Raw genomic sequence first — 861 nt, 5'->3', positions numbered from 1 at the left:
TATCTCTCGTTGGAGGCCTTCAGCTGGCCTGCGGACAAGGACTTTGCTTGGGCTGCGTAGTGCAACGCCGCCGAGGTGGATATCTTAGGGTCCTGCCTAGAGGGGCCGGCGGTGGATTCCCGGGAGGTGCGCTTGACAAACTCAGTTGAACTAGGCGAACTCAAACTCCCAAACCCCCTCATGCTGGCCTCGGGCACTTGGGGTTTCGGAGAGACCCTCCCCCGGAAGATCCTTTCCTCGGTAGGAGCCCTGGTCACCAAAGGCCTCTCTCTTGAGCCTCGAACCGGCAACCCTCCCCCCAGGCTTTCGGAAACCCCCTGTGGCTTGGTAAATTCTATCGGGCTGGAGAACCCGGGGTTCGAAGTCTTCCGTAACCGCATCCTTCCCCGGCTCTTGGCCCTGGGCCCGCCGGTGATCGTAAACATCTTCGGCGAAAGCGAGGACGACTTTTTCAACCCCGCTGGGTTCCGGATCCAAGGCTGGCAAATAGACGAAAATACCGGGGATATCACCGGAGCCATTACCGATATCCGCATCGATCGCACCTCTCCTCCGGTAGCCACTTCCAAGATCGATGTCATCACTAATCTGGACGCCCGCGAAGATATCGAAACCATGGTGATTAACCTTAACGGAAATATAACTGATGGCGGATCGGCTGAGACTACCTTTGTAATCCGGGATATAGATGGAAACGACAATAAGATTTACGTAAAACTCACCTACAACGCCATTCTTAACAAATGGGATTACGAGATAAGAAAAAATAGTGCTACCGGAGCTATCCTGGCCCAGGGAACGGATTCTACAGCTACCCGGGCCACCATCCAGCTACCCTCTACAGGAGAAAACATAATAATT

At 54.2% G+C, this 861-nt stretch carries 1 pseudogene; it reads left to right on the top strand.

The window, feature by feature from the left end:
* Positions 1–132 precede the first annotated feature (132 nt).
* Positions 133–861, top strand: a pseudogene (locus tag TDIS_RS10625) (hypothetical protein); the annotation flags it as partial.

Source organism: Thermosulfurimonas dismutans, assembly GCF_001652585.1.
Lineage (GTDB): Bacteria > Desulfobacterota > Thermodesulfobacteria > Thermodesulfobacteriales > Thermodesulfobacteriaceae > Thermosulfurimonas > Thermosulfurimonas dismutans.
The sequence above is the reverse complement of the archived record's forward strand: the minus strand, read 5'-3'. Positions and strand labels throughout refer to the sequence as shown.